The following is a 24,382-nucleotide window of genomic DNA, read 5'->3' as shown; positions in this document are numbered from 1 at the left end:
GTGCCGTGTTATCGATAATTTGGCTAATAGGCACCTAATTATCGAGTACCCGAGTGGCCGAAACCGCCTTCGCCTCGAGCTGAGGTGTCGAATTCGTCGACCAATTTAAATTCGGCTTGTACCACAGGCACAAACACGAGTTGCGCCAGGCGATCGCCAATCTCCAGGGTGAAGGGCTCGCTGCTGCGGTTCCAGCAAGAGACCATCAGGGGACCCTGATAGTCAGAGTCGATAAGACCGACCAGGTTGCCCAGCACTATGCCATGTTTGTGGCCCATACCGGAGCGCGGCAGGATGACGGCCGCCAGGCTGGGATCGGCAACATGCACGGCGATCCCGGTTGGGATCAGCTGGGTTTCGCCCGGTTGAATCACCATAGTGGTCTCTATCATGGCACGCAGATCCATGCCGGCACTGCCCGGTGTCGCATAGGCGGGAAGCGGAAACTGTGAGCCGATGCGAGAATCGAGGATCTTGAGTTCTATGGGCGTCTTCATGCTGTCTTCATCTGCTGTGCGATTAGGGTGAGTAGTTGCTTCGCCAGGGTATATTTATCTGTGGCGGGGAGGGCGTGCTCGCCTCCTTGCCAGAAGACCTTCAAGGCATTGCTATCGCTGTTGAAGCCGATGGCCGGGTCGGATACGTCATTGGCGGCGATCATATCCAGTTTCTTGCGGGTCAACTTGTCTTTGGCGTAATGGTCTACATCCTGGGTCTCGGCGGCAAATCCTACCGTGAATGGACGTGCCTCATGGGCCGCGACCGTGGCTAAGATATCAGGATTGCGTACAAGCGCAAGTGACATCTCTGTGGCAGATTTCTTAATTTTCTCGTCGGCAATATCCGCGGTGCGATAGTCGCAGACCGCGGCGCAGCCGATGAAGATATCGCTGTGGTGTACCTGCTGCATCACGGCGTCGAGCATCTCTTGGGTCGAGGCGACGTTGAGGCGATTGACATTCATCGGCGTCTCAAGATTGACCGGGCCGGAGACCAGCGTCACCTTGGCGCCCATCTCGGCCGCCGCGCGTGCCAGGGCAAAGCCCATCTTGCCCGAGCTGTGATTAGAGATGTAACGCACGGGGTCGATCGCCTCGCGGGTCGGACCCGCCGTCAGCAGTATCGATATTCCCTGAAGCAGCTTTGGCGCAAAGAAGTGTTCGACGCGCTCGGCGATCACCAGCGGCTCTTCCATGCGGCCAGGGCCGACTTCGCCGCAGGCTTGGCTACCAGATGCCGGTCCCCAGATGGTGAGGCCGCGTTTTCTCAGGTTATCCAGATTGTCCTGGGTGGCGACGTTGCGATACATCTGCTGATTCATCGCCGGGCAGAGCACTACAGGCGCTTCTGTGGCCAGGCAGGTGGTGGTGATCAACTCATCGGCCATACCGGCATTGATGCGGGCGATCAGATTGGCGGTTGCCGGGGCGATCAACACTAAGTCGGCCCAGCGGGCGAGTTCGATATGCCCCATGGCGGCTTCGGCCGCCGGGTCTAACAGGTCGGTGGCAATGGGATGGCCCGACAGCGCCTGCAGGGTCAGCGGCGTGATAAACTCCTGCGCGCTTTGGCTCATGACGACACGCACATCGGCGCCGCGTTCTTTCAGGCGGCGGACCAGATCGGCAGACTTATAGGCAGCAATGCCGCCGCCAATTCCCAGCAATATCTTTTTATTGGTTAGACTCATGTTGATCACTAATCGCGTTTAATTTTGCCCGCTAACCATACCACAATCCTGCTGAGGTTGAGGATACAAGTTTTTAAAAACTAGACCATACTCTAAAGCCTAGGTGTGCAGATGGCGCCGAGACAAGGAGTGTTTATGGCAATCAAAGATTGGCCTCAGGGAGAGGGGCCCAGAGAAAAACTGCTGCGTAGCGGTGTCGCTCAACTCTCTGACGCCGAGTTGCTGGCGGTGCTGCTCAGAAACGGCCTCAAGGGACAAAGCGCCGTGTCCCTGGCCAGAGTCATGTTAACCCACTTCGGTGGCCTCAGGGCGCTCTTTAACGCCTCCTTGAGTGAGCTGTGTGATATTCAGGGGATCGGCCCGGTAAAGTATGCTCAATTGCAGGCTGCCATCGAGTTAAGCAAGCGGATCGCGCAAGAAAATCTACAAAGAGGAAAGATTTTGTCAGATCCTGATTTAACTCGGGACTATTTAATGAGACAATTGGCGGATCGTGCCTACGAAGTGTTTGCCATCTTATTGCTCGATAGTCAGCATAGGGTGATTCAGTTCGTCGAATTGTTCCGTGGCACCATAGATTCAGCCTCGGTTTATCCACGAGAAGTGGTAAGCCTAGTGCTTGAGAAAAAAGCCGCAGCGGTAATTGTGTGCCACAACCATCCCTCGGGGGTGGCTGAGCCCAGTCATGCTGATCGGCGAATTACTGAGCGATTGAAATACGCGTTGGCGACTATAGATGTTTCGCTGCTAGACCATATGGTTGTAGGCGATCGTGAGATAGTTTCGTTTGCAGAGAGGGGATGGATAGATTGAATATCCCTTGATCTTTGATTTTAGATCCTGTATAAAATGCGCCCTCTTTGTGTGCCTCGGGCGACGGCCATATTCGAGGTACATTAATGCTCGAGCGTTAAATTGTTTTTGGAGAAGATTGACATGTCAAGAGTATGCCAAGTTACTGGCAAGAAGCCGATGGTTGGTAACAACCGTTCGCACGCTAAGAACGCGACTCGTCGTCGTTTTTTACCTAACCTACAGAACCACCGTTTCTGGTTAGAAGACGAAAAGCGTTTCGTACAGCTACGTGTATCTACTAAAGGTATGCGTATTATCGATAAGAAAGGTATCGAAGTTGTTGTTGCTGAACTTCGTGCCCGCGGCGAGAAGGTGTAATAAGCCATGGCTAAAGCTAAAGGTAACCGTGAGAAGATCAAGCTAGTTTCTAGCGCTAAAACAGGTCACTTCTACACGACTGAGAAAAACAAGCGTAACATGCCTGAAAAAATGGAGATCAAGAAATTTGATCCCGTTATCCGTCAGCACGTTATCTACAAAGAAGCGAAAATCAAGTAATTCTTGATTCACGTTTTTTGGAAAAAGCCCCTCATTGCAGGGGCTTTTTTTTGCCCTAAATTTCCCCATGGCGTTGGCCAGCTCATTTTTACTCTTTAGGCAGGTACCCAGGTGATAGCACTGCGCGTCTACGGATTCCGACCTCTACCTAAGCCTCTGATCTTAATCTGTTCTGCTATGCTTAATCAGATTGTCTCGTTGTAATGAAAAAATATCGCTTTCGATGATAACAAATGCTTTCAATGTGAATTTAAATGCAATAAAATCGGCTTGTTATTCGTTAGGTGGCGATATTGTCACATATTTATTGTTGAGGTTACGCGGGTGCGCACTACTGAGTTAGTCGAGGGGTTTCGTCATTCTGCTTCCTATGTGAATGCACACAGGGGCAAGACATTTGTGGTCATGTTGGGCGGTGAGGCGCTGGCGCAGAGTCAGTTTCGCTCCATCATCAACGATATTGCCCTGCTTCACAGCCTGGGTATCAAGATAGTGCTGGTGCATGGCGCCAGGCCGCAAATCGATGAGGCCTTGGCCGCGCATAATCTCTCCCCTGAGTATTACAACGGGGTGCGCATCAGCGATGAAGAGTCCTTCCGGGTGATCAAGCAGGTGGTGGGCGGTCTGCAGCTGGACATCACCGCGCGCCTGTCGATGAGCCTGAGCAATACCCCGATGCAAGGGGCGCAGATCAACGTAGTCAGCGGTAACTTCGTGATAGCCCAGCCCTTAGGGGTCGACAACGGCGTCGACTACTGCCTGAGTGGCAAGGTGAGACGTATAGATGTGGCGGGCCTCAGACGTCAGCTAGACAACCACGGCATAGTGCTTCTGGGGCCTGTGGCGGCCTCGGTGACCGGAGAGTGTTTTAACCTGACCGCCGAAGAGGTTGCGACCCAGATCGCGGTGAAGCTCAAGGCCGACAAGATGATCGGTTTCAGTGCCAAGGAGGGGATACTCGACAGTAATGGCGAGGTGATCGCCGAGCTGATGCCGACCGATGCCCAGCGCATCTTGTCTGAGCTGACCGATGAAGACAACTGGTGTGTGGGCACACGGGCCTTCTTACAGGCCAGCATAGATGCATGCCGTAATGGCGTGGCCCGCTGCCACTTCGTCAGCTATCTCGATGATGGCGCCCTGCTGCAGGAGCTGTTCTCCCGTGACGGTATCGGTACCCAGATAGTGACAGAGAGTGCCGAGCGCCTGCGCAGAGCTACCATTGCCGATATCGGTGGTGTCTTGGATCTCATCCGTCCGCTGGAACAAGCAGGGGTCTTGGTGCGCCGCTCACGTGAGCAGCTGGAGATGGAGATAGAGCAGTTTATGCTGATCGAGCGTGATGGCTTGGTGATCGGCTGTGCGGCCCTATATCCCTTCGAGGAGGACAATGCCGGAGAGTTTGCCTGCCTGGTGGTGCATCCCGATTATCGTGATGCCGACCGCGGCAGCATCTTGCTGAAGAACATCATAGGTCAGGCCAAGGTGCGTGGTTATGCCCGCCTGTTTGCGCTGACGACCCGCAGCATTCACTGGTTCCTCGAGCATGGCTTCCAGATCGTCGAGGTCGATGCCTTGCCAAACAAGAAGAAGCAGCTGTATAACTATCAGCGCAAGTCGAAGATTCTCGCCTTAGATCTTCAATAACGCTAAACCCGTCCGATGAAAGAGGCCACCCTTGGGGTGGTCTTTTTGTGTGTCCAAGTTAACTCAGAGTAACGACTCTTGACATAATATGTCGAGAGCGCCACACTCAAGTTATCGGTTCATGTTAGGGTTGGGCTCAGGGATGATCTGCTTGTATGCCCAAATGTTTCAAGAGGATATTTAGAGATGGATACTCAAGTCTTTCAACTTACGACCTTAGATTCGGCAACCAGCGGGATCTTCCTGTCTATGCTGCTGGGTGTCGCCTTGGTGCTAGTCTTGCTGATGGTGAAGCCCTTACCTAAGAAGGCAAAATATGCCTCTGCGGGGATGGTGATCGCCGTATTGGGCCTGCTCTCCTGGGTGTTCTACAAGGCCCATGATACCAGCGTTCGCCTAACACCAAGCACTATGCTGGTGGATATTCCCCTCTACCGGGTCGAGTTACCGCGTCAAAGCCTGGTGCCGGCTGAGGCTAAAATCGTCAGCTTGGGAGGAGATGACGCGCCTAAACTGAGCTATCGCAGCAACGGCGTGGGCATGCCGGGTTATTCGCTGGGGTGGTTTAAGCTGGCAGATGCCAGCGACAGGACAGATAAGGCCCTACTGTCGGTCACCGGCGACGGCCAGGTATTGGTTTTGCCGACGACCGAGGGCTATCTGTTGATCTTGAGTCTGGAGCAGCCGGAGGCTTTGTTAGCTAGCCTGCTTACGCCGACTCTTTAACGCCAGGTCCAGGGTAAAGATCACCAGGGCGCTCCAGATGAAGGCGAAGGTGATCCCCTTCTCGAGATCGAAGGGCTCGTTAAACAGGCTGACGGCCATGATAAACATGATGCTGGGGCCGATATATTGGAAGAAGCCTAGCATAGACAATGGGATACGCGTAGCGGCGCCGGCAAAGCAGAGCAGGGGAATCGAGGTGACTATCCCAGCCGCCATCAGCAGCAGGTTCATCTGCCAGCTGTTTTCCAGGATGCTGGTGCCATCGAGATTCATCGCCAGATAGAGCAGTGCCACAGGCACTAAGATGGCCGTCTCGACCAGCAGTCCCGTCTTGGCGTCGACATTGACCTTCTTACGAAGCAAACCATAGATGCCGAATGAGGCGGCAAGCCCCAGAGATACAACAGGAATCGAGCCAAAAGAGATCAATTGGATCAGTACGCCGGCGCAGGCCAGTGATACGGCCGCCCACTGTAGCTTACGCAGACGTTCCTGCAGGAACACCATGCCCAGCAATACGTTGATAAGGGGGTTGATGAAGTAGCCCAGGCTGGCGTCGAGCATATGATCATTGTTGATCGCCCAGATGAACAACAACCAGTTGCCGGCGATCAGAACCGAGGTGAGCGCTAACACGCCAAGCTGTTTGGGCTGCCGGAACAGGGCACGTAGCTTGGCGAAGCCACCGATAAATAGCATCAAGATCAACATGAAGACGAAGGACCAGATCACGCGATGCAGCAGGATCTCGGTCGCCGACACATGGTTTAGCAGCTTAAAATAGAGGGGAGCAAAGCCCCAGAGGCAGTAGGCGCAGATGGCGAGCGCTACCCCTTTACGATACTCAATATCGGCCATAGCTTAGGATTTAGAAAAAGTGCGGGAGTGGCATTGTAGGCGCCTAAGCCGCGTGACTCAAGCGGCCATAAGCATTCTTTTCGCGCCTCGCGCTGGAGCTGTCCCTTGCCAGCGCGTCTCACTAAATTGACGGTAATTTATAGGGGGATTAGCTGGCTAGCCCACCATGTAAGTGCCAGTGCCGAAGGCGATATGAGAGCCCTTCTCGTTGTGCAGCTCCATACGGCAGACGGATACCCGGTTACCCGCCCTGATCACTGTGCCCGTGCCGGTAAAGATCTCGCCGCGCCCCGGCCTGAGATAATCGATACGCAGATCTATGGTGCCTAAGGTTTTTAGGCGCTGCTGCAGATCGTCTAAACACCAGTCGTCCCGGCTGGCCACCAGGCCAGAGAAGGCCGTTAGGCCGCCAACTACATCCAGCACGGTAGCGGTCACGCCGCCGTGGAGGATCTGCTGATGAATGTTGCCTATGAGGTCTTTCTTCATCTTCACTTCGACCTCGACGCCCTGCAGGTCGTAACGCTTGATATCCATCCCCAAGAGGTTATGAAAGGGTACCTTGGTATCGAAGATATCGGCTACGCTGGCCAGGGTCTGCGCTTGTATGGGCGTCGTCATAGGGGCACTCCTTGTTTTGTCCTACGCTGCTTGCTGGAGACAAGTGGGTTAAGTTTGGGCATTCGTTAGCCTAATGGTTAGAGCATTTAATCTATCGCTAATGCACGGGGCGAGGCAAGCCTGCGGATAAAATTTCATCAATCGATGGGGGCGAGGTGGTAATTAATACCCGGATAGATGAGACAAGCCGAGCCGGCTTGATTAGAATAAGCGGCCAAATTAATGATTACCGAGTGCCATGGACTTAGCCTTAACTTCTCCCGACGTGACCGATAGCGATCCGCTCGCCGCCTGCCTGCAGACGGTGTTTGGCTATCGCACCTTCAGGACGGGTCAGCGTGAGGTGATAGAGCAGGTCTGCGGCGGCCAGGATGCCTTGGTGATCATGCCTACCGGCGGCGGTAAGAGCCTGTGTTATCAGTTGCCGGCACTCGTCTTGCCCGGGCTGACCCTGGTGGTGTCGCCGCTGATCTCCCTGATGAAAGATCAGGTCGATAGCCTGAAACAGATGGGCGTGGCGGCGGCCTACCTCAACTCGTCGCAGTCGCGGGAAGAGGCCATGACCATCTATCGCCAGCTGCATAACGGCGAACTCAAGCTCTTGTATGTGTCACCCGAGCGCCTGCTGACCGACAGCTTCATCGAGCGTCTGTATAACCTGCCGCTCTCCCTGTTTGCCATCGACGAGGCTCACTGTATCTCCCAGTGGGGGCACGACTTCCGCCCCGAATATGCGGCCCTGGGCCAGCTGAAGCAGCTGTTTCCTCGGGTGCCCATGATGGCGCTGACGGCTACTGCCGACAAGGCGACGCGGGAGGATATCTGCCAGCGACTGGGCATAGCGCCCTTTGAGCTGCTCACCAGCTTCGATCGCCCCAACATTCGTTATACCGTGGCGGAGAAGCTCAACGCCGCCAATCAGCTCAGGCAGTTTATCCAGGCGCAGAATGGTAACAGTGGCATCATCTACTGTAGTAGTCGTCGCCGGGTGGATGAGGTGGCCGAGCGCCTGCGTATGCAGGGCTATCATGCCGACGCCTATCACGCGGGCAAGACCCAAGAGGAGCGCGCCGATATTCAGGAGCGTTTCCTCAAAGATCAATTAGATATCGTGGTGGCTACCGTGGCTTTTGGCATGGGGATCAACAAGTCCAACGTGCGCTTCGTGGTGCATTACGATATTCCCAAGAGCGTCGAGGCCTATTACCAGGAGACGGGCCGTGCCGGCCGTGATGGCCTGGATGCTGAGGCTTTCATGCTGTTCGACCCGGCCGATATCGGCCGGGTGCGCCATCTCATCGAGCAGCAGGAGCCGGGTCCGCAGCAACAGGTGGAGTACCACAAGCTCAATACCATGGCGGCCTTTGCCGAGGCGCAAACCTGTCGCCGTCAGGTGCTGCTGCACTACTTCGACGAGAGTGCGTCCGAGCCCTGCGGAAACTGTGATATCTGCTTGGACCCTCCTAAACGGTACGATGGCGTCGAGGATGCCCAGAAGGTGCTCTCCTGCATCTTCCGCCTGCAGCAGAAGTTTGGTGTGAACCATCTTATCGAGGTGCTGCGCGGCTCCAAGGCGGCCTCTGTGGTCGACCGTGGCCACGACAAGTTGTCGACCTGGGGCATAGGCAAGGAGAAGAGCCATGAGTTCTGGCTCAGTATCATACGCCAGATCATTCACCTGGGTTTCGCCAGTCAGGATATCACCAGAGGCTCGGCCATCAAGCTCAATCCCCAGGCGCGGGCCGTGCTTAAGGGGGAGCTGCCGTTGCAGCTCGCCGAGCCGCGTATCAGCATCACCACACATGTGAAGCGTCGCAGCAGTAGCCGGGCGCCAATTAACTACGACAGAAAGTTGTTTGCCCGTCTGAAGCAGCTGCGTCGCAGCCTGGCAGAAGAGTTGGATGTGCCGCCCTATCTGGTATTTAACGACGCCACGCTGGCGGAGATGGCGGCCATGCTGCCGACCAGCCCCGGCGAGATGCTGGCGGTGAACGGCGTGGGTGAGACCAAGCTGAATCGTTTCGGCGGCGAGTTTCTTGACGAGATCAACGACTACCTCACCCGCAGCTAGCCAATATTTTGCTAACTAAGGCTCGGCTTACCAAGATTCTGTAAATTCAGGCGCTGCATACTACCAGACTTAGTGTGCCTGCTGCCCGCTGTACTTACTCAGCTGATCGACACTGGCCCTTTTAACCAGGGAGGAGAGGGTGTCGTGATGCTGCATCACCGCCATCCCCATGTTAACCCGGGCGCCATTTTGTAGTGGCTCTATGATGGCGCTCAGCTGACGGGCGATAAGCTGGGCGCCCGCCAGCGAGGTGAAGGGCAGCATGATCAATATCTGATCGGCGCTGGTGCTCAGCAAGATATCCTGCTGGCGGATCTTTTGTGACAAACGGGTCAGTAGCCTGTCGACATCGGCCTTGGCCAGATGACTGGGGTTGATCAGCAAGATGGTGATAGGAAAACCTATCTGCTTGGCGCTGGTCAGCAGGGCCTCCATCTTCTCCTGGGTGCTCATCGGCTCATCTCTCTGGCTTACCTGCAGCGGCGTCTTAGGCATTCTGATACGGTTGAGCAGAATAAACAGCGTCAGCAGCAGGAAGAGCACCAGGATGCCGATAAGACCATAGCTGTCGCTGATGTGGGCATCGAGCTTGATGGGCTTAGGCTGATTGTCCTGGGCCAGCTGCTGATAGCGCCCCAATTGGGCCTTGATCTGCAGTAGTCGGGTGTCTTTAAGAAATTCATAGCTGCGCTGGGCCATCTCGAAGCGTTTCAGCTGATACTGATAGGCGTCCTTGTATTGGCCTATGTCGGCAAAGTAGCGGCTCAGGATGCCGTAGCAATAGACGAGCTCGTCAAACTGATTGGTGCGCTCGCCGATGGCGATCGCCTTCTGCATCAGCTCTGTCCCCAGGGCCTGCTCGTCATTCGCCAATTGAATATTAGCCAGTAGACGATTGGCCCTCAGGCTGTCGTTGATCTTCTTCTGCTTGTCGAAGGTGTTGAGGGCGATATTGAGCAGCTGAATGGCGCTCTTATCATTCCCCCGCAAAAATTCAATTTCCGCCAGCTGGGTATAACTCTCGGCTAGCTCGGTCGCCGTGGCGAGTTCGGGCAGCAGGATCTTGGCCTCGAGCACCATATCGTCCCTGAACTTCACCTCTTGGTTGTAGTGGGCGATCTTGGCCAGGGTGAGTAGCACTGTTAGCCTCACCTTTCCCGTGGTCTGCTCGCTATCCAGCGCGCCCTTGGCATTGTTGAACGCCTGGTTGTAGAGGCCCTTGGTTCGCAGCAGCTCGGCCATGGCCAGTTGCACATAGGGCCTCGGCGGGGTGAGCCATTGAGGTCTCTGCTTTTCGGTATCCGGGTAGATATCTTGAGCCAAGCGCAGGTCTTCCAGCGCGCTGCTCTGGCTCTCGATATGGGTATCTATCTTGCCGCGCAGCATCAGGCCGTTGACTAAGGACTGGGGTTGTTGCTGTTCGCGAGAGAGGTAGATGGCCGAGTCGAGCAGGGTCAGCGCCTGTCTGAGATCGCCATAATCGATATAGGCCGCGGCCATACAGTTGAGAAAATAGGGGCTGAGTTGATTGAGCTTGAGCGACTTGGCCTTGGCCTCACTCATGCGGCCCAGGTTGATGGCGGCCTCGTTTTCGCCCAGCTGCACGAAGGCCTCACATTTGAGCAGCGAGAGGCGCAGACGATTTTCTTCAGACGTGGCTTCCTGATCCAGGCGTTGTTCCAGCGCCGAGATCTGTGTCAGTGTCTTGTTGGGATATTGGTAGACGGTTTGGGCCAACTCATCTAACTCTGTCATAGTGTCCCCATAAGCTGGGATCAGCCAGAGGCTGAGACTTAACACTATGAGACGAAAATCCATTTTTAAAAGCTCCGGAACGAGTGTGCTGTTTCTGTTTCCTTTGGCGGCATTATACTGATTTTTCATCAGCAATTGCATAAAAAATAGCGCCTGCGATTGGAATCAGAGGGATTGCTCGGCAAATGACCTAGTATGCTGAATTTAATCACTTAGTCACTCTTGTGAGCAAATAAATGGTTAGATTTGCGCAGTTAATCAAGATTTTTATCTGGTCTAATGTGGCAAACATGAAAAATATGGGGTTGACTATTGAACAGACACACGTTAAATATTAATCAATCTTTCGAAGCGAAACGAATAATTAATTACTTTTACTGAATACAATGACGACTATTAACCGTGCACTCCTCAGCCTCCTTATTCTCATTCTCGCAGGTCCTGCGCGGAGAATGTAGTGTTGCACGCTTAATAACACATTCAGCATTCATAAACCCCGCGCCCAACAACGCGGGGTTTTTTTGTTTATGGATTCGACGAACACCCAAAATTAGAGCCTAGACGTACCATGGAGAAACCAGATGTCTAACCGAGTGATAATATTTGATACGACCTTACGAGATGGTGAGCAAGCATTAGCGGCGAGTTTAACGGTTAAGGAAAAGCTACAGATAGCACTGTCACTCGAGCGTCTGGGAGTGGACGTCATGGAGGTGGGGTTTCCCGTCTCGTCACCGGGGGACTTCGAATCGGTGCAGACCATTGCCCGCACCATCAAGAATAGCCGGGTCTGTGCGCTTGCCAGGGCGCTTGAGAAAGATATCGACGCCGCGGCCCAGTCCTTGTCGGTGGCGGAGCAGTTTCGTATCCATACCTTCATCTCGACCTCGACCATACACGTTGAGAGCAAGCTTAAGCGCTCCTTCGATCAGGTGTTGGACATGGCGGTTGGCGCGGTGAAATATGCCCGCCGCTTCACCGACGATGTGGAGTTCTCCTGTGAAGATGCCGGTCGTACCCCCATAGATAACCTGTGCCGTATGGTCGAGGCCGCCATCAAGGCGGGCGCCAAGACCATCAACATTCCCGACACAGTTGGTTATACGGTGCCGAGCGAATTTGGCGGCATCATTCAAAACCTGTTCGATAGGGTGCCGAATATCGATCAGGCGGTGATATCAGTGCACTGTCACGACGATTTGGGCTTGTCGGTGGCAAACTCTATTACCGCGGTGCAGCACGGGGCACGTCAGATCGAGTGTACCGTCAACGGTATCGGCGAGCGCGCCGGTAACTGCTCCCTGGAAGAGATCGCCATGATCATCGCTACCCGCAAGGCCAGCCTGGGGCTGGAGACGGGGATCAATGCCAAAGAGATCCACCGCACCTCTAACCTGGTGAGCCAGCTGTGTAACATGCCGGTACAGGCAAACAAGGCGATCGTCGGCGCCAACGCCTTTACCCACTCCTCGGGTATCCATCAGGACGGCGTGCTGAAGTCGCAAAACACTTATGAAATCATGACGCCAGAGAGTATTGGTCTGAACCGCAACAACTTGAACATGACCTCACGCTCCGGCCGCCACGTGATCAAACATCGTATGGAAGAGATGGGCTATGGCGAGCAAGACTATGACATGGACACCCTGTACGAGGCCTTCCTGAAGCTGGCGGATAAGAAGGGGCAGGTGTTCGACTATGATCTGGAGGCCTTGGTGTACGTGGAGGCCCAGGCGGAAGATGAAAACCACTATGGCTTGCAGCAGCTGGTGGTGCACTCAGATTCGACTCAGGGACAGGCCACCGCAACAGTAACCCTAAGCATAGACGGGAAGGCGGTGACCGAGGCGGCAACGGGTAACGGACCAGTCGATGCGGCCTACAAGGCGATTGCCCGCGCCAGCGGCTGTGAGATCAACATCAGCAGCTATCAACTTAGCGCCAAGGGCCAAGGACAAGATGCCCTGGGACAGGTGGATATCACCGCCAAGTATCATGATCAGAGCTTCCACGGTGTGGGCCTGGCGACCGATGTGGTCGAGGCCTCGGCAGCGGCGCTGATCCACGTGATGAATCTGACCTGGCGCGCCGACAAGGTGGCCGAGAACAAGCATAAGTTAAAACAGGCGCGCACCGAGTTGGGCGGCGTATAACCAATTTTTAATTAAACAGCATAAAGACAATTAATTGCAGGGAGTCACTTGAGGTATGAGTTATCAAGTCGCGGTATTGGCCGGTGATGGGATCGGCCCTGAGGTTATGGCCGAAGCACGCAAGGTGCTAAAGGCGGTGGAAGAGCGTTTCTCGTTGGATATTGAGTATAGCGAATATGATGTGGGCGGCACGGCCATCGACAATCATGGTTGTCCGCTACCCGAGTCGACCTTGAAGGGCTGCGAGGCGGCCGACGCTATCCTGTTCGGCTCGGTAGGTGGCCCTAAGTGGGAGCATCTACCCCCCAACGATCAGCCAGAGCGTGGCGCCCTACTGCCGCTACGGGGACACTTCGAGCTGTTTTGTAACATGCGTCCGGCCAAGCTACACGTCGGCCTGGAGCATATGTCGCCGCTGCGTAGCGACATCTCGGCCCAGGGCTTCGATGTGCTTTGCGTGCGCGAGCTGACCGGTGGCATCTACTTCGGTAAGCCCAAGGGGCGACAGGGCGAGGGCGAGCAGGAAGAGGCCTTCGACACCATGCGCTATAGTCGCCGTGAGGTGCGCCGTATCGCCAAGATCGCCTTCGAGGCTGCTCGGGGCCGTCGCAAGAAGGTGACCTCAGTGGATAAGGCCAACGTACTGGCCTGCTCTGTGTTGTGGCGCGAAGTGGTCGAAGAGGTGGCCAAGGAGTTCCCGGATGTGGAGCTGGAACATATCTATATCGACAACGCCACCATGCAACTGCTGCGTCGTCCCTTCGATTTCGATGTGATGCTCTGCTCTAACCTGTTTGGCGACATCATCTCAGATGAGATCGCTATGCTGACCGGCTCCATGGGCTTGCTTTCATCGGTGAGTCTCAACAGCGATGGCTTTGGTCTGTATGAACCCGCAGGCGGTAGCGCGCCGGATATCGCCGGTCAAGGCATTGCCAACCCGATCGCACAGATCCTGTCTGCGGCGCTGCTTTTGCGCCACAGCCTCAAGGAAGAAGCGGCGGCTAAGGCGATTGAAGATGCGGTCGCCAAGGCATTGAGCGATGGCTATCTAACTGGAGAACTCTTGCCCGCAGATCAGCGTGACAAGGCAAAATCAACCCGCGAGATGGGCGACTATATTGCCCAAGCAGTCAGAGAGGCAAACTAATGGCGAAGACATTGTATGAAAAGGTATGGGACAGCCATATCGTAGCAGCCCCCGAAGGAGAGGCGCCGCTTATCTATGTGGATCGCCATCTGGTGCATGAGGTGACCTCGCCCCAGGCCTTCAGCGGCCTGAAAGTCGCCGGCCGTAAATTAAGGGCGCCAGAGAAGACCTTTGCCACCATGGATCACAACACCTCGACCAAGAGCGCCAGCCTGGATGCACTCAGCCCCATGGCGCGCACTCAGGTGGAGACGCTGGCACAAAACTGTAAAGAGTTTGGTGTGCGTTTATACGATATTCATCATAAGAATCAGGGGATTGTCCATGTGATGGGCCCCGAGCTTGGCATCACCTTGCCGGGCACTGTGATTGTGTGCGGCGACTCGCACACGGCGACCCATGGCGCCTTCGGCGCCTTGGCCTTCGGTATCGGCACCTCTGAGGTGGAGCATGTGATGGCCACCCAAACCCTGCGCCAGCTGAAAGCCAAGACCATGAAGATTGAGGTGCGCGGCCAGGTTGCCGATGGGATCACCGCCAAAGATATCGTGCTGGCTATCATAGGCAAGATAGGCATGGATGGCGGCACGGGTTATGTGGTGGAATTCTGCGGCGAGGCGATTGCCGCCCTGTCGATGGAAGGGCGCATGACAGTCTGTAACATGGCGATCGAGATGGGTGCCAAGGCGGGCATGATAGCGCCGGATCAGACCACCATTGATTACCTAGAAGGCCGTGAATTTGCGCCTAAGGGCGAAGCTTGGCTGCAGGCGGTCGCCGTCTGGAAGGCGCTGAAGTCTGACGAGGATGCCGTGTTCGATGCCCATGTGGTGCTGGAGGCGAGCGATATCGCGCCTCAGCTGACCTGGGGCACTAACCCAGGCCAGGTGGTGGCGATCGATCAGTGTGTGCCTAACCCAGAGGATGAGACAAACCCGACAGTGAAGGCGAGTATCGAGAAGGCGCTGGAGTATGTGGCGCTCACCCCTGGCACTCAGATGACAGATGTGAGCATCAACAAGGTGTTTATCGGCTCCTGTACCAACTCGCGCATCGAAGATCTGCGCTCGGCGGCTCAGCAGGCCAAGGGGCGTAAAGTGGCCGCCGGTGTCACGGCTATCGTGGTGCCGGGCTCAGGCTTGGTGAAGGAGCAGGCGGAGGCAGAAGGCCTGGATAAGATCTTTATCGACGCCGGGTTCGAATGGCGTCTGCCGGGTTGCTCCATGTGTCTGGCGATGAACGATGACAGGCTAGAGGCGGGGGATCGCTGCGCCTCGACCAGTAACCGTAACTTCGAGGGTCGTCAGGGTCGCGGTAGCCGCACTCATCTGGTGAGCCCTGCCATGGCCGCCGCAGCGGCGATTGCCGGTCATTTCGTCGATATTCGCAAGCCATACTAGGAGGGAGCGATGCAACCATTTACCACACACACAGGGCTTGCGGTGATCATCGACAGTGCCAATATCGATACGGATCAGATCATCCCTAAGCAATTTCTCTCTAAGGTCACCCGTGATGGCTTTGGGGTTCACCTGTTCCACGACTGGCGTTATCTGGATGACGCCGGCGATCAGCCTAATCCAGAGTTCAGCCTGAACCTGCCCCGTTACCAGGGAGCCTCTATCTTGCTGGCTAAGGAGAACTTTGGCTGTGGCTCGAGCCGCGAACATGCGCCCTGGGCCCTGGCCGATTTTGGCCTCAAGGTGATCATCGCGCCAAGTTTTGCCGATATCTTCTATGGCAACGCCATCAACAACGGCCTGTTGCCGGTTCGCCTCACCGAGGCGGAGGTGGTGCAATTGATGCAGGAGGTTGAAGCAGAAGAGGGGGCTCAGGTGAGCGTGGATCTGCAGGTCCAGACTGTGACCTCACCTTCTGGGGCAAGCTTTAGTTTCGATATTGCCCCGTCGGCTCGCCATAACCTGCTAAACGGCCTGGATGCCATAGGCATCAGCCTGGGTTACGGCGAGGCGATAGCGGCTTATGAGGCCGAGATCCCCAGCTGGCGCACCTAATGCTAAGAAGGCTTAACTCATTGCGCCCGATACATGTTTTAGGGATTAGACGCTTTAGGCGTTTGACGTACTAGAAATTAGGCGTACATCTGTACCTTAGGGTTATCGAATAGAGCCGATCGCAGTTTGCTGTGGTCGGCTTTTTGTTTACATTAGTGGCAATTAATCTTGTTAAGTCTATATTTTTCAGTTGGTTAATGCGGTATTTTGCCGTTCGCTAGCCATATGCGCAATGGGCTAGTGATTTATGCTGGTGATTTTGGGATTTTCAGGCGTACAGGTGTTAATCAAACACCTTTATTCTAATTGGTTGATATTGTTGTTCTTTGTTTTGGGTTGTTGATTTTTGCAAACTCCATTAAGTGAACGTGGATCACATTTTTGTACTTTACTTGGCGTTTAAAAGTCGGTTTTGGCTGGTTTTTGTATGCTATTTAGGCGTTTTAGCCAGCATTATTCGCTTAAATTCATTATTTGCTTGTAAAGATATTCTGCATCAGTAGACTGCGGCTCACTCAATATCTGGAGCCTTTGCTCTAGGTTGTCATAATAACAAGAGAGCCATGATGAAGAAGCATATTTTATCTTTAGCTGTAGTTGCTGCCATCGCCACGCCGCTATCTCAAGTTCAGGCCGCTGGATTTCAACTTGCCGAATATTCTGCCACGGGTCTAGGCCGTGCCTTTGCGGGTGAGGCGGCCATGGCCGACAACGCCGCTGCTCAGGCGCGCAACCCTGCTATGTTGACCTACCTCGAGGGACGTCAGCTGTCGCTTGGTGGTATCTATGTAATGCCAAACGTCGACGTAGAGGGTGACGTGACGCTGGCTTCACCTGTGTTAGGGCCTCAGGGCGTGACCATGAACGCCGATGCCCTGGATGTGGCTGACGACGCCCTGGTGCCTAACTTCTACTACTCAAACCAGCTTAACGACCAGTGGACCTGGGGTTTAGCGGTCAACTCTAACTATGGTCTGGCGACCGAGGTGCCGAGCACCCATCCTACCGCTATCTTTGGTAAAGAAACCTCAGTGACCACTGTGGAGTTTAATCCAAATCTGGCTTACAAGGTGTCTGAGGCCGTTTCTGTCGGTGCGGGCCTGCGTATCGTCTATGGCGAAGGTAAGATTGGCGCCTCTACGCCGGCTTGGGTCGATGGCATCAAGGCGATCCCTACTCTGCCTGCCGAGATCGCAGGCGCACTACCACCAGGTGGCACCAGCCTGAAATCGATGGAAGGCGATGATATTGGCTACGGTTGGCAGCTGGGTGCCAGCTGGCAGATCAACCCGGCGCACCGTATCGGTCTGGCCTATCACAGTGGCGTCGAGCTGGAACTCGACGGTCATGCCTCTGGCCTGATCTACAACGGTGGTCAGGATGTGGAGATCGAGGGTTATATGCCACTCGAGCTACCAGCCTTTGCCGAGTTGGCCTCTTACCATCAGCTCACCGACAACTGGGCGATGCATGCCAGCATTAACTGGACCCAGTGGAGCGTGTTCGATCAACTGGTGGCTTACTTCCCAGGCGAGCAGAAGCCTGTTGGCGGCCTGGAGTCGGACCTGGTGAAGGTTGAGAACTTTAAAGACAACTGGCGTTTCGCCCTAGGCACCAGCTATCAGCTAAGCGATAAGTGGCTGGTACGAGGTGGTGTGGCGCTGGATAAGACGGCGGTAGAAGATGAGTATCGCACCATCACTATCCCCGATTCAGACCGTCTGTGGTTCAGTGCGGGTGCTGGCTATCAAGCCTCTAAGAACCTGACCCTGGACTTTGCCGTGACTTACATCAAGGCCCACGGTGATGCGCCGATCAACGAGACCATGAACCTGATGAACCTGGCTCAGGTGAGCTTTAACGGTGAAGCGGGTGGCGATGTCTGGTTGCTGGGCGCTCAGTTAAGCTACAAGATGTAACTTAATGCCCTAGTGCAACTTAAAGCCCAAGGGCTAGTTAAGTTAAACGAAAATGCCTCACCTATGTGGGGCATTTTTTTATCTGAATATTTGTTGGCTATCTGAACTTCATCGGATTATATTCGTCTAATTATCAACATATTTTTAGCGCTAATCGATCCACTATTGCCCCACAGCCAACAGAGCGGGGCGATAGGCGCGATGAACCAACAATAAGAGGTGTCCCATGAAACCCTATCTTCTGGCTGCAAGCATAGCATTACTGCCGATATCGGCCTTCGCCGACCCGAGTGCGACGCAAGTGGTGAAAGGGTTTATCGACGCCTATAACCAGCACAGTGTCGAGAAAATGCTGACCCATGTGTCGGACGATGTGCGCTGGATGCATATCTCTGGCAGCAAGATAGAGGTTGAAACCTCGGATAAGGCGCAATTTGGCGCCGCCATGACAGACTATTTCGAGACCCTCACCGGCGCCCAGGCCACCATACTCGAGCTGATCGACTCTTCTCACTATGTCAGCACGGTAGAGCGTGTGACCTGGGAGAACGATGGTGAGCAACTCAGCCAGTGCAGCATAGGTAATTTCCGCGTGCAGGACGGTAAGATAGCCGAGTTTTGGTATCTGCCCGCCCACGCCTGTGACGAGCAGTTAGAGGCCGCCGAACAAGTTGAGCCTGAGCCAGAGCTCGATCCGAATCAGCCTAACCAGCAGTAGCGGAGGCGTTCGTGCAACAGAAGTATGTCATCGCACTCGATCAGGGCACGACCAGTTCGCGTACCATCATCTTCGATCACGACGCCAATGTCGTCGCCATCTCCCAGCGAGAGTTTTCCCAGATCTATCCTAAGGCGGGTTGGGTGGAACACGATCCCATGGAGATCTGGGCTTCCCAGAGCTCGACCCTGATCGAGGCCCTCGCTAGGGCGGGGATCCACAGCGACGAGGTCGCCAGCATCGGCATCACCAATCAGCGTGAAACTACTGTTCTGTGGGACAAAAGCACGGGTAAACCCATCTACAACGCCATCGTCTGGCAGTGTCGCCGCAGCCAACCCCTGTGTGAATCCCTGAGGGAGGCGGGCTATGAGGATTACATCCGGCAGAATACTGGCCTGGTGTTAGACCCCTATTTCTCGGCCACCAAGATCCGTTGGATCCTCGACAATGTCGAGGGCGCCAGAGAGAAGGCCGAGGCCGGCGAGCTGCTGTTTGGCACCATAGATACCTGGCTGGTGTGGAAACTTACCGAGGGTAAGGTGCATGTGACCGACCCCACCAATGCCTCGCGCACCATGCTGTACAACATACATCAGCAGGCCTGGGATCCTGTGTTGCTCGAGGCGCTGGAAATTCCCGCGAGTATCCTGCCCGAGGTGAAACCTTCATGTGCCGTATACGGCAAGACCAGAATTGCCGGGGAGGGGGGCGAGATCCCCGTGGCCGGAATGGCGGGGGATCAGCAATCGGCCCTGTTCGGTCAGCTGTGTATCGACGAGGGGATGGCCAAGAACACCTATGGCACAGGCTGCTTCCTGTTGATGAACACAGGTTTGCAGGCGGTGCAATCTAATCATGGCCTGTTGACCACCATAGCCGTGGGGCCTAAGGGCGAGGTCAACTATGCCCTGGAGGGCTCGGTATTCATGGGCGGCGCCACCATTCAGTGGCTGCGCGATGAGCTGGGGCTGATCCGCGACGCCCAGGACACGGAATATTTTGCCCTTAAGGTCAGCGACAACAACGGCGTGTATCTGGTACCGGCCTTCGTGGGACTGGGGGCGCCCTATTGGGATGCCAGTGCCCGCGGTGCCTTGGTCGGCCTCTCCAGGGGAGCGAATCGCAACCATATCATCCGCGCCGCCCTCGAGGCGATTGCTTATCAAAGCCGGGATCTGCTTGATGCCATGACCAAAGACAGTGGCGTGCAGCTGAAACAGCTCAAGGTGGATGGTGGCGCGGTCGCCAACGATTTTCTGATGCAGTTTCAGGCGGATATTACCGATGTCGAGGTGCAGCGGCCTAAGGTGACGGAAACCACGGCCATGGGGGCGGCTTTCCTGGCGGGACTCGCGGTAGGCTTTTGGCAATCGACAGCCGAATTGAAACACAAGGCGGGCGTGGAGCGCTGCTTTAAGCCAGCCATCGCTGACGATGAACGTGAAGCCTTGTATCTTGGATGGAAACGCGCGGTCGCTCAGGTGACCAATGAATCTGTGGGCTAATCGCTAGACGCTGATATTAGGCGTTGATATTAGGCATCGATATTAAACGTCGATATCGATGCGGGGCAGTGGTGAGTCCAGCGCTTCCTTTTCGGCCTCTTCTTCGGCCTGTTTCTGGGCCTGTAGGCGTCTCGCCTGGCCGCGGCGATCGTCGCGTCCGGGTCTGGGGTTGATGCGCCTGTCAGTCTGGCGACGACGTTCCAGATGGGGCGGCAGCTGCGACTGGGGCGCCTCATGACTGTCGGCATGGATGGCATCTATGTGTTCAGTCTGATCCACCACGCGCTTACGTGTTATCGCACGTTGTACCGGTCTGGCTAACATGGCGTACAGGCTATCTAGGGCAACCATCTCTCCTCCTCTTTAGGTTAGGTGTAACTCCTCTAACCTATTTATCGGCCGCTTCTGCTTAAAATTTAGACATCTTGTTCGCTATATTCGTTCAAAGTGGCCGTTTCGTTCAGAAGGGCAGCTTTGGTCAAGAGGGCTTCTGTCGTTCTCCAGGGCTGCTTTCGTTTACGAGGAGGCCTGAGCCGGACTCACTGCCTGCTCGGCATCACTCTGTGCCTTCTGCCAAAACCTAAGCTGGGCGCGGCTGGTGAGCGCTATCTTGCCTTGGTGGCAGTTATGCTGACAGCTGAGGCGAATACCCTGGGCTAAATGTTCCTGCTTGAGGCGGGCTTGCTCTTCGACGGTTGCCTGCGGCGCCTGCTCCAGGAAGCGGACGCGGCACATGCCGCACTGACTACCACCGCCACACTGGCTGGGGATGCGAATTCTGTCGTGGTTAAGGTTATCCAGCAGATTGCCAGGGGGCAGTATGAGGCTTTCGAGTGGTTCGCCGTCCGGTGAGAGTAAGGTTAGCTGCCGCTCCCCCTTGTCTGCGCTTTTATTTGTCTGCCAGCTGAAATAGTCACCGGCGGCCAGTTTGCGCGTTAGCACCCAGGTGCCGCTGAGGCCGAGCAGCAGGGCGGCGAAGGCAATCAGCTGGGTCGCCAGGTGATTGAAGCTAACGCCATTATTCGGGAAATAGTCGATAAAGTGCAGCATGAAGAGCAGCTGCTTGAATCGCGAGCCCTGGTTTTCGTGGGCCTTGACCAGACCGCTCTGGCCGTCGATGAAGATCTGCGTGCCTAGCTCATCCTGGGTATCGAAGCGGTAGAAGGCCGGGTTGCCGCCATAGCGCTGCGCTGCTTCTTTATCGACAATGGGCGAGGAGAGCCTAGCTTCCCCTAAATAACTCTGCCGGGCGAGCCGTATCAGCTGCTCGTTATTCAAGTTCACCGCCTCGCCGGTATCGCCCCAATAGGCGAGGGTGCCGGCGCTCGTCCTCAGGCGATAGACCGGGCGCTCTAGTAGCGTGGCGAGCTCGACACCCTTAAGGCTTAATTGCTCAGCGTTCTTATTTGTCTGTTGATTAGTAATTTCTGCTAGCGTCACCGTCGGTTGAATTAACCTGACGCTGTTTTGCGCTTGGTTACCAGGCTTGGCGCGCATGGTATTGGCATCTAACAGCTGCTCATCGATCAGGTTAAAGGCCAGGCCGGTCAGGGTCCAGATGATCAGCTGTATGCCGACTATGAGTCCCAGGATGCGATGTAAACTTCTTGCGCTAATCATGCTAAGTCTCATGCTGGCTCCTCCTCGCCCCGTTTAAAGGCGATGAGCAGTAGCAGGGCGCCGGAAAGCGCCGTCAATAGTGCCAGCAGACTAAAGCCGGTCAATAGTGGATTGTGCACATCTTCCCTAGTGTCATAGTCCATGATGTGCAGCATCCACATGAGGTCGAACAGGCGCCAGAAGTCATGGCGCTTGGCCAACAACTCGCCGCTGCTGGCCGAGATGTAGAGGCGCGAGTCGAAGGCATCGTTAAGGTTTATCTGCCACAGGGGCAGGCCTCGTCCACCGATCTCGGCCGGTGCAGATTTGGTTAACAGCTCACTGCTGGCATTAGACAGTGAGCCGGGATGGAGCAGGCGGGCAAGCTGCATCGCATCCTGCTGGGTTAGCGGCTCGAGCGGCTCGCCATTTTGGCCCGAGAGATAGAGAGCTTTGCCGTCGAGCCTGAGTTTATAGACAGGGCCAAGGGCTGTAGGGAGTAGCTCTAGTCTATTGGCCTCGGGATAGCGTGAGAGGATCGCCTCGGGCGATATGGTTAGCTGACTAGCGTCCAGCGTGAGCCTGGACTCGTCAACGAGATGATCGCCATGGATATAGTCGATATCCATGATCACCATATAAAGGCCGGAAATTAACCAGATGAGGAGTTGTGCCCCCATGAACAGGGTCAACCATTTGTGTGATTTTCGAAGCCAGCGGCTCTGTTTGGGTGTTAGCATGATTTTGTGTTTTTATTGGCCATCATAGGGATCAAGCTGCCTTTGGGCAAGGCATAATGGGCGTGACTCCAACTGCTTAGGGTCGAACAGACGCGTCGGTTTCATCTGCTCGCGCCGATCCCACAGATCATGGCCTGAATTTGGGACGGCGATCCACTTATCGATCCACTAAAGCCTGTAGGTCCTCCACTTCTGTTTGTTTTTTCAACATATTTGACCCTGAAATTCCCACAAATTGTCCCTGGTTTGGCTGTAGTTACAAATTTACAAACTGGCTGCGAACCCGCTTGAATACTGGCTTTATAAATGGTGGCATCCCTTGACAATGCTTGCACACTATCTCTAAACTTAGCATTTGTGGGAAATTGTGGATATTTGTGGATCTATTAACCAGAAAAACAAGGACGAGCTAACGTGTTTCGTGGAGCGAGTGCTATTAATCTTGACGCCAAAGGCCGGATCGCGATCCCAAAGCGATACCGCGAGCGCCTGCACGTCGATTTTAACAGCCAGCTGGTGATCACGGTCGATTTCGATGCCGCCTGTTTGCTCATCTATCCACTCGAGGCTTGGAAAGCGATAGAAGCCAAGCTGTTACTGCTGTCGGATACCCAGGGACCAGAACGCGCCATGAAGCGCTTGTTACTCGGTTACGCCCATGAGTGCGAGTTAGACAGCAATGGTCGCCTGCTACTGCCCCCACCGCTACGCCAATATGCCAATCTGGACAAGCATGCCATGCTGGTGGGGCAATTGAACAAGTTTGAGCTGTGGGATGAGGCGGCCTGGCAGCAACAGATTGAACTTAGCCGTGAAACGATTCAAAGCGATGCCTTTGCCAATAGTGAGCGTTTGGCGGACTTCTCTTTGTGATAAGAGAATAACCATAAGTTAAAGAAGAGAGCGATGACTCAAGAATTTGCGCATTTATCCGTGCTGCTGACGGAAACGGTAGCCGGACTCAACATCAAGCCAGAGGGCATCTATATCGATGGCACCTTCGGCCGCGGCGGACACTCTCGTGAAGTGCTCAAGCAATTGGGCCCTAATGGTCGCCTGATAGCCATCGACCGCGATCCTCAGGCGATCGCCGCCGCAGAGCAATTTGCCGATGATGCGCGTTTCTCTATCGTTCATGGTGGTTTTGGCCAGCTGGCCCAATATGTCGACGATCTCGGCCTCAGAGGCAAGATCGACGGCATTCTGTTCGATTTTGGCGTCTCTTCCCCTCAGCTAGACGATGCCGAGCGCGGCTTTAGCTTCCTGCGTGACGGTCCGCTGGACATGCGCATGGATAACTCCCAGGGAGAGACCGCCGCCGAGTGGCTGGCCCGCGCCGAGATAGAAGATATGGCCTGGGTATTTAAGACCTATGGCGAGGAGAAGAACGCCCGTCATATCGCTCGCTGCATCGCCGCCGACCGAGATAAGACGCCTTTCTTGCGCACCAAGGAGCTGGCGGATCTGATCGCCCGTGTGAGCAAGAGCAAGGAGCGTAACAAGCATCCGGCGACCCGCGTATTCCAGGCGATCCGTATCTATATCAACAGCGAGCTGGAGCAGATCGATCAGGCGCTGGAAGGAGCGGTTACCGTATTGGCGCCCCAGGGACGTCTATCGGTGATCAGCTTCCATTCGCTGGAAGACCGTATGGTGAAGCGTTTTATTCGCCGCCATAGCCAAGGTGAGTCAGTGCCCCACGGGTTACCGCTGACCGAGGCTGAAATAAATAAGACACGATTACTCAAGGCCGTGGGTAAGGCGATTAAGCCGTCTGCCGAGGAAATTGACCGTAATGCCAGGGCGCGTAGCTCAGTATTGCGGGTTGCCGAGCGATTAGACTACTAATCCTGTCGAGC

The 24,382-nt window shown here is 55.0% G+C and carries 23 protein-coding genes; 15 read left to right on the top strand and 8 right to left on the bottom strand.

Annotated features, from left to right (window positions below):
* Window positions 1-38: 38 nt before the first annotated feature.
* Together dut and coaBC are read right to left on the bottom strand one after the other, a co-directional pair.
* Complete coding sequence (dut, locus tag K0H80_RS17820) at window positions 39-497, bottom strand: dUTP diphosphatase (RefSeq protein ID WP_220072453.1); 459 nt, start codon at window positions 495-497, stop codon at window positions 39-41.
* Entirely contained in the window at window positions 494-1,690 is a 1,197-nt protein-coding gene (coaBC, locus tag K0H80_RS17815; protein ID WP_220043520.1) for a bifunctional phosphopantothenoylcysteine decarboxylase/phosphopantothenate--cysteine ligase CoaBC, read from the bottom strand. The genes dut and coaBC overlap by 4 nt, the downstream gene beginning before the upstream one ends.
* 135 nt (window positions 1,691-1,825) lie before the next feature.
* Here coaBC and radC point away from each other — a divergent pair, with 135 nt between their 5' ends.
* The 5 genes from radC to K0H80_RS17790 all read left to right on the top strand — a co-directional run bounded on the left by radC (window position 1,826) and on the right by K0H80_RS17790 (window position 5,416).
* A complete protein-coding gene (radC, locus tag K0H80_RS17810) occupies window positions 1,826-2,503 on the top strand; it encodes a RadC family protein (protein WP_220072452.1) in 678 nt (225 codons plus the stop codon).
* Window positions 2,504-2,626: 123 nt separating this feature from the next.
* On the top strand, window positions 2,627-2,863 hold the full coding sequence (rpmB, locus tag K0H80_RS17805; protein WP_011867275.1) for a 50S ribosomal protein L28: 237 nt from the start codon (window positions 2,627-2,629) through the stop codon (window positions 2,861-2,863).
* A gap of 6 nt (window positions 2,864-2,869) precedes the next feature.
* On the top strand, window positions 2,870-3,043 hold the full coding sequence (gene rpmG / locus K0H80_RS17800; protein ID WP_007651290.1) for a 50S ribosomal protein L33: 174 nt from the start codon (window positions 2,870-2,872) through the stop codon (window positions 3,041-3,043).
* A 324-nt stretch (window positions 3,044-3,367) separates the two neighbouring features.
* Entirely contained in the window at window positions 3,368-4,690 is a 1,323-nt protein-coding gene (gene argA / locus K0H80_RS17795; protein ID WP_144201702.1) for an amino-acid N-acetyltransferase, read from the top strand.
* A 186-nt stretch (window positions 4,691-4,876) separates the two neighbouring features.
* Window positions 4,877-5,416 carry a hypothetical protein gene (locus tag K0H80_RS17790; protein WP_220072451.1) on the top strand — a complete coding sequence of 180 codons (540 nt, stop codon included), beginning with the start codon at window positions 4,877-4,879 and terminating at the stop codon, window positions 5,414-5,416.
* Here the strand turns inward: K0H80_RS17790 and rarD are convergent.
* The gene (gene rarD / locus K0H80_RS17785; RefSeq protein WP_220072450.1) at window positions 5,387-6,274 is read right to left on the bottom strand and encodes an EamA family transporter RarD; all 888 of its coding nucleotides are present in this window, start codon (window positions 6,272-6,274) and stop codon (window positions 5,387-5,389) included. The two genes, K0H80_RS17790 and rarD, sit on opposite strands and share 30 nt — an antisense overlap.
* Window positions 6,275-6,430: 156 nt before the next feature.
* Complete coding sequence (locus K0H80_RS17780) at window positions 6,431-6,895, bottom strand: thioesterase family protein (RefSeq protein ID WP_220072449.1); 465 nt, start codon at window positions 6,893-6,895, stop codon at window positions 6,431-6,433.
* Window positions 6,896-7,133: 238 nt separating this feature from the next.
* Between K0H80_RS17780 and recQ the strand changes: the two genes are divergently transcribed.
* Window positions 7,134-8,966, top strand: a complete 1,833-nt coding sequence (recQ, locus tag K0H80_RS17775; protein ID WP_220072448.1) for a DNA helicase RecQ — start codon at window positions 7,134-7,136, stop codon at window positions 8,964-8,966.
* A gap of 69 nt (window positions 8,967-9,035) precedes the next feature.
* On the opposite strand, the gene K0H80_RS17770 is transcribed toward recQ, so the two are convergent.
* The gene (locus K0H80_RS17770; RefSeq protein ID WP_220072447.1) at window positions 9,036-10,721 is read right to left on the bottom strand and encodes a tetratricopeptide repeat protein; all 1,686 of its coding nucleotides are present in this window, start codon (window positions 10,719-10,721) and stop codon (window positions 9,036-9,038) included.
* Window positions 10,722-11,302: 581 nt separating this feature from the next.
* On the opposite strand from K0H80_RS17770, the gene leuA reads away from it, so the two are divergent.
* From leuA to glpK, 7 genes are all read left to right on the top strand, one after another.
* Window positions 11,303-12,874 carry a 2-isopropylmalate synthase gene (leuA, locus tag K0H80_RS17765; RefSeq protein WP_011867268.1) on the top strand — a complete coding sequence of 524 codons (1,572 nt, stop codon included), beginning with the start codon at window positions 11,303-11,305 and terminating at the stop codon, window positions 12,872-12,874.
* Window positions 12,875-12,929: 55 nt separating this feature from the next.
* Window positions 12,930-14,024: a 3-isopropylmalate dehydrogenase gene (leuB, locus tag K0H80_RS17760; protein WP_220072446.1), complete on the top strand. Its 1,095-nt coding sequence runs from the start codon at window positions 12,930-12,932 to the stop codon at window positions 14,022-14,024.
* Window positions 14,024-15,424, top strand: a complete 1,401-nt coding sequence (gene leuC, locus K0H80_RS17755; RefSeq protein WP_220072445.1) for a 3-isopropylmalate dehydratase large subunit — start codon at window positions 14,024-14,026, stop codon at window positions 15,422-15,424. Before leuB ends, leuC begins: the two co-directional genes overlap by 1 nt.
* A 9-nt stretch (window positions 15,425-15,433) precedes the next feature.
* On the top strand, window positions 15,434-16,039 hold the full coding sequence (leuD, locus tag K0H80_RS17750; protein ID WP_220072444.1) for a 3-isopropylmalate dehydratase small subunit: 606 nt from the start codon (window positions 15,434-15,436) through the stop codon (window positions 16,037-16,039).
* A gap of 566 nt (window positions 16,040-16,605) precedes the next feature.
* Window positions 16,606-17,958 carry an outer membrane protein transport protein gene (locus K0H80_RS17745; protein ID WP_041406760.1) on the top strand — a complete coding sequence of 451 codons (1,353 nt, stop codon included), beginning with the start codon at window positions 16,606-16,608 and terminating at the stop codon, window positions 17,956-17,958.
* 226 nt (window positions 17,959-18,184) lie between these two features.
* Window positions 18,185-18,676: a nuclear transport factor 2 family protein gene (locus K0H80_RS17740; protein ID WP_220072443.1), complete on the top strand. Its 492-nt coding sequence runs from the start codon at window positions 18,185-18,187 to the stop codon at window positions 18,674-18,676.
* Between the two features lie 11 nt (window positions 18,677-18,687).
* Window positions 18,688-20,184: a glycerol kinase GlpK gene (gene glpK / locus K0H80_RS17735; protein WP_220072442.1), complete on the top strand. Its 1,497-nt coding sequence runs from the start codon at window positions 18,688-18,690 to the stop codon at window positions 20,182-20,184.
* Between the two features lie 42 nt (window positions 20,185-20,226).
* Here the strand turns inward: glpK and K0H80_RS17730 are convergent, their stop codons facing one another.
* The 3 genes from K0H80_RS17730 to K0H80_RS17720 form a co-directional block, all read right to left on the bottom strand.
* Window positions 20,227-20,535, bottom strand: coding sequence for a hypothetical protein (locus tag K0H80_RS17730; RefSeq protein ID WP_220043511.1), 309 nt, complete (start codon window positions 20,533-20,535; stop codon window positions 20,227-20,229).
* A gap of 165 nt (window positions 20,536-20,700) precedes the next feature.
* Window positions 20,701-21,816 carry a 2Fe-2S iron-sulfur cluster-binding protein gene (locus K0H80_RS17725; RefSeq protein ID WP_220072441.1) on the bottom strand — a complete coding sequence of 372 codons (1,116 nt, stop codon included), beginning with the start codon at window positions 21,814-21,816 and terminating at the stop codon, window positions 20,701-20,703.
* Window positions 21,813-22,523, bottom strand: a complete 711-nt coding sequence (locus K0H80_RS17720; RefSeq protein ID WP_220072440.1) for a peptidase — start codon at window positions 22,521-22,523, stop codon at window positions 21,813-21,815. The genes K0H80_RS17725 and K0H80_RS17720 overlap by 4 nt, the downstream gene beginning before the upstream one ends.
* 414 nt (window positions 22,524-22,937) lie before the next feature.
* On the opposite strand from K0H80_RS17720, the gene mraZ reads away from it, so the two are divergent.
* Both mraZ and rsmH read left to right on the top strand, forming a co-directional pair.
* Window positions 22,938-23,396, top strand: coding sequence for a division/cell wall cluster transcriptional repressor MraZ (mraZ, locus tag K0H80_RS17715; RefSeq protein ID WP_011867258.1), 459 nt, complete (start codon window positions 22,938-22,940; stop codon window positions 23,394-23,396).
* A gap of 33 nt (window positions 23,397-23,429) precedes the next feature.
* The gene (gene rsmH, locus K0H80_RS17710) at window positions 23,430-24,371 is read left to right on the top strand and encodes a 16S rRNA (cytosine(1402)-N(4))-methyltransferase RsmH (RefSeq protein WP_011867257.1); all 942 of its coding nucleotides are present in this window, start codon (window positions 23,430-23,432) and stop codon (window positions 24,369-24,371) included.
* The last annotated feature ends 11 nt before the right edge of the window (window positions 24,372-24,382 follow it).

This window comes from Shewanella aegiceratis, from assembly GCF_019457495.1.
In the GTDB taxonomy this organism is placed as follows: domain Bacteria; phylum Pseudomonadota; class Gammaproteobacteria; order Enterobacterales; family Shewanellaceae; genus Shewanella; species Shewanella loihica.
Note: the sequence above shows the minus strand (reverse complement) of the source record. Positions and strands in the feature narration are given on the sequence as shown.

Bases quoted from the DNA above. Each gene is read 5' to 3' on its own strand.
- leuD (WP_220072444.1), top strand. From the start codon at position 15,434: ATGCAACCATTTACCACACACACAGGGCTTGCGGTGATCATCGACAGT.
- radC (WP_220072452.1), top strand. From the start codon at position 1,826: ATGGCAATCAAAGATTGGCCTCAGGGAGAGGGGCCCAGAGAAAAACTG.
- recQ (WP_220072448.1), top strand. From the start codon at position 7,134: ATGGACTTAGCCTTAACTTCTCCCGACGTGACCGATAGCGATCCGCTC.
- K0H80_RS17730 (WP_220043511.1), bottom strand. From the start codon at position 20,535: ATGGTTGCCCTAGATAGCCTGTACGCCATGTTAGCCAGACCGGTACAA.
- rpmB (WP_011867275.1), top strand. From the start codon at position 2,627: ATGTCAAGAGTATGCCAAGTTACTGGCAAGAAGCCGATGGTTGGTAAC.
- rpmG (WP_007651290.1), top strand. From the start codon at position 2,870: ATGGCTAAAGCTAAAGGTAACCGTGAGAAGATCAAGCTAGTTTCTAGC.
- K0H80_RS17780 (WP_220072449.1), bottom strand. From the start codon at position 6,895: ATGACGACGCCCATACAAGCGCAGACCCTGGCCAGCGTAGCCGATATC.
- rarD (WP_220072450.1), bottom strand. From the start codon at position 6,274: ATGGCCGATATTGAGTATCGTAAAGGGGTAGCGCTCGCCATCTGCGCC.
- leuC (WP_220072445.1), top strand. From the start codon at position 14,024: ATGGCGAAGACATTGTATGAAAAGGTATGGGACAGCCATATCGTAGCA.
- K0H80_RS17745 (WP_041406760.1), top strand. From the start codon at position 16,606: ATGAAGAAGCATATTTTATCTTTAGCTGTAGTTGCTGCCATCGCCACG.
- K0H80_RS17740 (WP_220072443.1), top strand. From the start codon at position 18,185: ATGAAACCCTATCTTCTGGCTGCAAGCATAGCATTACTGCCGATATCG.
- leuA (WP_011867268.1), top strand. From the start codon at position 11,303: ATGTCTAACCGAGTGATAATATTTGATACGACCTTACGAGATGGTGAG.
- rsmH (WP_011867257.1), top strand. From the start codon at position 23,430: ATGACTCAAGAATTTGCGCATTTATCCGTGCTGCTGACGGAAACGGTA.
- K0H80_RS17790 (WP_220072451.1), top strand. From the start codon at position 4,877: ATGGATACTCAAGTCTTTCAACTTACGACCTTAGATTCGGCAACCAGC.
- dut (WP_220072453.1), bottom strand. From the start codon at position 497: ATGAAGACGCCCATAGAACTCAAGATCCTCGATTCTCGCATCGGCTCA.
- coaBC (WP_220043520.1), bottom strand. From the start codon at position 1,690: ATGAGTCTAACCAATAAAAAGATATTGCTGGGAATTGGCGGCGGCATT.
- K0H80_RS17725 (WP_220072441.1), bottom strand. From the start codon at position 21,816: ATGAGACTTAGCATGATTAGCGCAAGAAGTTTACATCGCATCCTGGGA.
- K0H80_RS17770 (WP_220072447.1), bottom strand. From the start codon at position 10,721: ATGACAGAGTTAGATGAGTTGGCCCAAACCGTCTACCAATATCCCAAC.
- K0H80_RS17720 (WP_220072440.1), bottom strand. From the start codon at position 22,523: ATGCTAACACCCAAACAGAGCCGCTGGCTTCGAAAATCACACAAATGG.
- leuB (WP_220072446.1), top strand. From the start codon at position 12,930: ATGAGTTATCAAGTCGCGGTATTGGCCGGTGATGGGATCGGCCCTGAG.